The sequence below is a fragment of the Limnohabitans sp. genome, assembly GCF_046052825.1.
Taxonomy (GTDB): domain Bacteria; phylum Pseudomonadota; class Gammaproteobacteria; order Burkholderiales; family Burkholderiaceae_C; genus Limnohabitans.
The window spans coordinates 1-5,756 of sequence record NZ_JAVLFP010000083.1 but is presented as its reverse complement, the minus strand read 5'-3'; the positions used below and the strand labels follow the sequence as shown (position 1 = coordinate 5,756).

Annotated in this window: 9 protein-coding genes; 2 read left to right on the top strand and 7 right to left on the bottom strand. The window is 58.0% G+C overall.

Annotation, left to right across the window (positions count from 1 at the left end; all coding sequences use genetic code 11):
* Positions 1 to 43 precede the first annotated feature (43 nt).
* From rpsN to rplN, 4 genes are read right to left on the bottom strand one after another with little or no spacing between them, the layout of a single operon-like run.
* Positions 44 to 349, bottom strand: a complete 306-nt coding sequence (rpsN, locus tag ACKWJN_RS13945; RefSeq protein ID WP_100147473.1) for a 30S ribosomal protein S14 — start codon at positions 347 to 349, stop codon at positions 44 to 46.
* An 8-nt stretch (positions 350 to 357) separates the two neighbouring features.
* The gene (gene rplE / locus ACKWJN_RS13940) at positions 358 to 897 is read right to left on the bottom strand and encodes a 50S ribosomal protein L5 (protein WP_408597858.1); all 540 of its coding nucleotides are present in this window, start codon (positions 895 to 897) and stop codon (positions 358 to 360) included.
* A gap of 2 nt (positions 898 to 899) precedes the next feature.
* Positions 900 to 1,220 carry a 50S ribosomal protein L24 gene (gene rplX / locus ACKWJN_RS13935; protein WP_408597856.1) on the bottom strand — a complete coding sequence of 107 codons (321 nt, stop codon included), beginning with the start codon at positions 1,218 to 1,220 and terminating at the stop codon, positions 900 to 902.
* 9 nt (positions 1,221 to 1,229) lie between these two features.
* A complete protein-coding gene (gene rplN, locus ACKWJN_RS13930; protein ID WP_025596343.1) occupies positions 1,230 to 1,598 on the bottom strand; it encodes a 50S ribosomal protein L14 in 369 nt (122 codons plus the stop codon).
* Between the two features lie 219 nt (positions 1,599 to 1,817).
* Between rplN and proC the strand changes: the two genes are divergently transcribed.
* Positions 1,818 to 2,648 (top strand): pyrroline-5-carboxylate reductase, encoded by an 831-nt coding sequence (proC, locus tag ACKWJN_RS13925; RefSeq protein ID WP_408597854.1) that lies wholly within the window; start codon positions 1,818 to 1,820, stop codon positions 2,646 to 2,648.
* 70 nt (positions 2,649 to 2,718) lie between these two features.
* Positions 2,719 to 2,940: a hypothetical protein gene (locus ACKWJN_RS13920; protein ID WP_408597853.1), complete on the top strand. Its 222-nt coding sequence runs from the start codon at positions 2,719 to 2,721 to the stop codon at positions 2,938 to 2,940.
* A 62-nt stretch (positions 2,941 to 3,002) separates the two neighbouring features.
* Here ACKWJN_RS13920 and ACKWJN_RS13915 read toward each other — a convergent pair whose 3' ends face one another.
* The 3 genes from ACKWJN_RS13915 to ACKWJN_RS13905 all read right to left on the bottom strand — a co-directional run.
* Positions 3,003 to 3,905, bottom strand: a complete 903-nt coding sequence (locus ACKWJN_RS13915) for a 4-hydroxybenzoate octaprenyltransferase (RefSeq protein WP_408597852.1) — start codon at positions 3,903 to 3,905, stop codon at positions 3,003 to 3,005.
* A 10-nt stretch (positions 3,906 to 3,915) separates the two neighbouring features.
* Positions 3,916 to 4,881 carry a hydrogen peroxide-inducible genes activator gene (locus ACKWJN_RS13910; protein WP_408597850.1) on the bottom strand — a complete coding sequence of 322 codons (966 nt, stop codon included), beginning with the start codon at positions 4,879 to 4,881 and terminating at the stop codon, positions 3,916 to 3,918.
* Positions 4,882 to 4,885: 4 nt separating this feature from the next.
* Positions 4,886 to 5,756, bottom strand: an 871-nt coding sequence (locus ACKWJN_RS13905) for a helicase-related protein (protein WP_408597848.1), incomplete at its 5' end; no start/stop codon positions are given.

Below are 5,756 nucleotides of genomic sequence, written 5' to 3'. Positions count from 1 at the left end.
CGGCGATTGGGTCACTCATGCTCATTGAATATCTCCTGCCCGATTACCAGCTGGCCTTGGTGATGCCGGGAATGTTGCCTTGGAAGGCAAGTTCACGGATCTTGGCGCGGCCGAGGCCAAATTGGCGGAATGTGCCGCGGGGGCGACCGGTGATTTCGCAACGGTTGCGTTGACGCGTAGGGTTCGCGTTACGGGGAAGTTTTTGCAGACCCAAGCGAGCAGCTGCCCGCTCTTCATCGCTGCGCTTGAAGTCGTTAGCGATAGCCTTCAGTTCCGCATGCTTCGCTGCGTACTTTGCCACCAGTCTGTCTCGCTTGAGCTCGCGCTCGATCAAAGCTACTTTAGCCACGTGCCACCTCAGTTCTTGAACGGGAAACGGAAGCCTGCGAGGAGTGCTTTGCACTCGTCGTCGGTCTTGGCCGTCGTGGTGATGCTGATGTTGAGGCCGCGCAGTGCGTCGACTTTGTCGTACTCAATCTCAGGGAAAATGATCTGCTCTTTCACGCCGATGTTGTAGTTACCACGGCCATCGAAAGCGCGACCCGAAATACCACGGAAGTCACGCACACGCGGCAAGGCGATGGTCACGAAACGATCCAGGAATTCGTACATTTGCACGCCGCGCAAAGTCACCATGCAACCAATGGGCTGCTGCTCGCGGATCTTGAATCCGGCGATCGCTTTTTTAGCCTTGGTCACCACGGGCTTTTGGCCTGCGATTTTGGTCAAGTCGCCAACAGCATTGTCCATCACCTTTTTATCGGCAACCGCTTCGCTCACACCCATGTTCAAGGTGATCTTGGTCAAACGGGGAACTTGCATGGGGGACTTGTACCCGAACTTAGCAGTCAACTCAGGGACCACTTTTTCGCGATAGTGTTGTTGCAGTCGTGCCATATTTATGCCGCCTTGATTTCTTCGCCACTGGACTTGAAGACACGCACTTTGCTGCCGTCTGCCAGGGTCTTGATTCCCACGCGATCGGCCTTGCCGGTTGCCACGTTGTAAATCGCCACGTTGGACTGATGGATGGGCATTGTTTTTTCAACGATGCCACCCTGAGTGCCAGCCATGGGGTTGGGCTTGGTGTGCTTTTTCACCAAGTTGATGCCATCCACCACCAGGTGGGCATCGTCTTTGCGCAGCGACACAACGCCACGCTTGCCTTTGTCACGCCCGGTGAGGACGATGACTTGGTCGCCTTTGCGAATCTTGTTCATGGTCTGGCCTTACAGAACTTCAGGAGCCAAGGACACGATCTTCATGAACTTCTCAGTGCGCAACTCGCGCGTCACTGGGCCGAAGATGCGGGTGCCAATAGGCTCCAACTTGGCATTGAGCAACACGGCTGCGTTGCCATCGAATTTGACGAGCGAGCCGTCGCCACGGCGGATGCCTTTGGCAGTACGAACCACCACAGCACTGTAGACCTCGCCTTTTTTGACGCGGCCACGTGGCGCAGCTTCTTTAATGCTCACCTTGATGATGTCGCCAACACTTGCATAGCGACGCTTAGAGCCGCCAAGCACCTTGATGCACAAAACGGATTTCGCACCGGTGTTGTCGGCTACATCTAACCGAGATTCAGTTTGGATCATTTCAATATTCCCAACTTGCATCAAATCTTCGAGAAGCTTGGCGCCTCGCAAAGAGCTGATCAGTCTTGGGCCCGTCATCCACGCCACGAACCACTCGCGACGCTTCAACTTGGGGCAGATAAACCCCGCTTTTTCAGCGGAGCCGCAAATTATGCCACAGCTTTGACGGACTTGGCAAATATTTTTTCACGCCTACCCATCTGGACCGACAATTCCTTCATGACATCCCCTCACACACCCTCTCACACGCTTGCATTCATCGGTGGTGGCAACATGGCCAGCGCCATCATTGGCGGGCTGATTCAGCAAGGCACACATCCGGGCCAGATTTTGGTGATCGAACCCCAGGCATCGGCTCGCCAACAGCTGATGGACAAGTTTCAGATCCGCACCCTGCCCCAAGCCAGCGAGGCGCTGTCTGAGGCCGGCCTGGTGATCTGGGCCGTCAAGCCGCAAGTTTTCAAAGAAGCTGCAGAGTTTACAAAACCCTTTTGCAGCGCAGCCCTGCATTTGAGCGTGGCGGCCGGCATCCGCAGCGACAGCATCGCAGGTTGGCTAGGCACAGAGCATGTTGTTCGCGCCATGCCCAACACGCCCGCCTTGGTGGGACTGGGCCAAACCGGTTTGTTTGCCCGCCCCGGGGTCAGCACCAGCGACCAAGCCTGGATTGAGCACGTGGTGTCCACCACCGGTCAATACCTATGGGTCCAGGAAGAGTCTCTCCTGGATGCAGTGACCGCCATTTCAGGCTCTGGGCCGGCCTATGTGTTCTTCTTCATTGAAGCCATGGTGGAGGCTGGCGTCCACATGGGCCTCTCGCCGGAGCAAGCGCACCAACTCGCCGTAGGAACCTTCGTCGGGGCGTCAGAGCTGGCCCGCAGCGCCACCGAGTCTCCTGCCGTCTTGCGTGAACGCGTCACCTCCAAGGGTGGCACCACCTATGCGGCCATCACCGCGATGCAAGCATCTCGGCTGCAAGACCTGTTTCAAGATGCGCTTGAAGCCGCGAGAGCACGCGCACATGAACTCGGCGACGCCTTTGGCACCTGACCCCTTGGCCTGGTGGGCCCTCATTTCCTGATGAGACAATCCAGGGTGTCAAGCTTTCAAAGAATTTTTCATGAACCAACTCCTCATCACCTTGCTGTCAACGGTCACGCTGGCCTTTTCTTTGGCTGCCTCAGCCCAAACGCCAGCACCTGTTGCGCCACCCGTAGCGCCTGCTGTTCAAGCAGCCCCTGCTGTTGCACCCGCAGAAAACACGGCGGCCCCCACCAAGGCCGACAAAAAAGACAAGAAGAAGAAACACAAGAAAAAATCAAAAAAGCACAAAGCCAAGTGATGGGCTTCTTGCTGAAAGAAAAAGAGCTTGGCGTGCCAAGCTCTTTTTTTTGCCCTCATCAATCACCGCAAGGCATAACTTATAGCGATTCCCACAAACAGTGTGGCGCCCATCCAGTGATTCAGACGAAACGCTAGAAAACAAGCTTCGCGTGCACGGCTCTTGATCAACCGATGGTGCCAACACGCTTGCACAGCCGCCAACGTCAAGGCCACAGCCCAAGGCCAGCCCAAATCTTGGTCGCGCAGCAACAGGGCCAAACCCAACACATGCACCGCATAAAACGCCATCACAGCGCGCACATCCCATGCGCCCAAAGTGATGGCCGATGTTTTCATACCAATGCGCACATCGTCATCACGGTCCACCATCGCGTACTCGGTGTCGTACGCCAAGACCCAAAACAAATTGACAGCGAGAAGTCCCCACGCCAAGTTGGGCACCGCCCTCCAAACTGCCCCCAGGGTCACGTCTTGCCACGCCAGGCCTTGGCCGTGCACGACCGCAAACGCCATCGGAATGCCAAAGCTGAAAGCCACACCCAACACAGCCTGTGGCATCGACACATGGCGTTTGGCATAGGGGTAGATCAAAGTCACCGCCAAGGCAGCGAAAGACCACACCACAGCCACCCCATGGGTGGTCAACACCAAGCCAAAGGCAAGCAAAGCCAGCACTGCGCCTACGCCCAAGGCCTCGCGCACCGACACGGCACCCCGCGTCACTGGCCGGCTCGCCGTGCGTTTGACGTGGCGGTCAAACTCACGGTCCGCCACATCGTTGATGCAGCAGCCCGCACTGCGCATCAGCACGGTCCCCAGCACAAACACCAGCAGCCAATGCCAGCCCGGCCAACCCTCAGCAGCCAACCACAAGGCCGACAAAGAGGGCCATAGCAAGAGCAACCAACCCGCAGGCCGGTTCCAGCGAATCAAATCCAAATAAAGGGCCAGGCGCTCGCGCATGCGTGACCCCTCAAGACAAGCGCTTCACACCCGGCAATTCGCAGGCGTAAATGGCATTGCGCAAGGCCGCAATCGCCTCGTAGCGGGTGAAACTGCGCCGCCAAGCCAAGACCACCCGGCGCATCGGTGGTTCGCCGCCGTCGGTGTCGGCAATTGGCACATAGCGCACGTAGGTTTCTTCGCTTTTTTTACGCTTGGCTTGGGTGTCCAGCGCTTCTTTGGGCACGCTCAGGCGCGGCACCAAGGTCACCCCCATGCCAGCCGCCACCATGTGCTTGATGGTCTCTAAAGACGAGCCCTCAAAGCTCTTGCGAATGCCCTCGGTGCTGCTGGAGAAGCGCGCAAATTCAGGGCACACCTCCAGCACATGGTCTCTGAAGCAGTGGCCATTGCCCAGCAACAGCATGGTCTCGCTTTTGAGCTGCTCGGCACTCACACGCTTGAGGCTGGCCATGGGGTGGTTACTGGGCACCGCCGCCATGAACGGCTCGTCATACAGAGCCGCGGTGGCCAAGCCTGTGTCCGGGAATGGCTCGGCCATGATGGCGCAATCGATCTCACCGGTGCGCAACATCTCCAGCAGTTTGACGGTGAAGTTCTCTTGCAGCATCAAGGGCATTTGCGGTGTTTTGGCAATGGACTGGCGCACCAAGCTGGGCAACAAATACGGTCCGATGGTGTAGATCACACCCAGCTTCAGCGGCCCACCCAAGGGGTCTTTGCCACGCTTGGCAATTTCTTTGATGTTGGCCGCTTGTTCCAACACGCTTTGCGCCTGACGCACGATCTCTTCCCCCAAGGTCGTGACCGTCACCTCATTGGCGCTGCGCTCAAACAACTTCACATCCAACTCTTCTTCGAGTTTTTTGATGGCCACCGACAGCGTGGGTTGCGACACAAAGCAGGCATCGGCCGCGCGACCGAAGTGTTTTTCGCGCGCCACCGCCACGATGTATTTGAGTTCGGTCAGGGTCATGGGTTCATGCTTTCAAGAAGTCTGATTTTCCACCCAACCACCGCGCCACATGGCGCTCGGCCAGCTCGGGATGCTGGTCCAGCATCTTGGGTGCCAACGCCCGGGCCCAATCCAACAAATCCACGTCTTCCACCAAATCAGCAAAGCGCAACAACGGTGCGCCTGACTGACGTGCACCCAAAAACTCACCCGGCCCGCGAATTTCCAAATCACGCCGTGCAATCTCAAACCCGTCTGAGGTCTCCACCATGGCGCGCAAGCGCTCGCGTGCCGTTTCACTCAAACGCCCGTGCTCACCAGTGGAGTACATCAGCACGCAGGCCGACGCCGCAGCACCCCGCCCGACACGCCCACGCAATTGGTGGAGCTGGCTCAAACCAAAACGCTCGGCATGCTCAATCACCATCAGCGAAGCGTTGGGCACATCCACCCCCACCTCAATCACCGTGGTGCTCACCAGCACGCCCATTTGGCCACTCTCAAACAGCGCCATCTCTGCTTTTTTGTCCGCCGGTGCCATGCGCGAGTGCAACAAGCCCACCCGCACAGCCGGCTGTCCATCACGCGCTTGCAAGGCCTCGCTGAGCAAGGCGTGGGTTTGGGTGGCGTTGGTCAAATCCAGCGCTTCACTTTCTTCAATCAGCGGGCAGACCCAATACACCTGACGGCCTTGCGCCAACTGGTGGCGGATGCGTTCGATCAACTCGTCGCGGCGGTTCTCAGACACCAACTTGGTCACCACGGGTGTGCGCCCTGGCGGCAGCTCGTCGAGCGTGGACACGTCCAGATCGGCGTAGTAACTCATGGCCAACGTGCGCGGAATGGGGGTGGCGCTCATCATGAGCATATGGGGCTCTTCTTGTCTGCCGGGGGAG

Coding starts and splice junctions, on each gene's coding strand:
- rplN (WP_025596343.1), bottom strand. CDS start 1,598: ATGATCCAAACTGAATCTCGGTTAGATGTAGCCGACAACACCGGTGCG.
- ACKWJN_RS13910 (WP_408597850.1), bottom strand. CDS start 4,881: ATGACCCTGACCGAACTCAAATACATCGTGGCGGTGGCGCGCGAAAAA.
- rplE (WP_408597858.1), bottom strand. CDS start 897: ATGGCACGACTGCAACAACACTATCGCGAAAAAGTGGTCCCTGAGTTG.
- ACKWJN_RS13915 (WP_408597852.1), bottom strand. CDS start 3,905: ATGCGCGAGCGCCTGGCCCTTTATTTGGATTTGATTCGCTGGAACCGG.
- rplX (WP_408597856.1), bottom strand. CDS start 1,220: ATGAACAAGATTCGCAAAGGCGACCAAGTCATCGTCCTCACCGGGCGT.
- proC (WP_408597854.1), top strand. CDS start 1,818: ATGACATCCCCTCACACACCCTCTCACACGCTTGCATTCATCGGTGGT.
- ACKWJN_RS13920 (WP_408597853.1), top strand. CDS start 2,719: ATGAACCAACTCCTCATCACCTTGCTGTCAACGGTCACGCTGGCCTTT.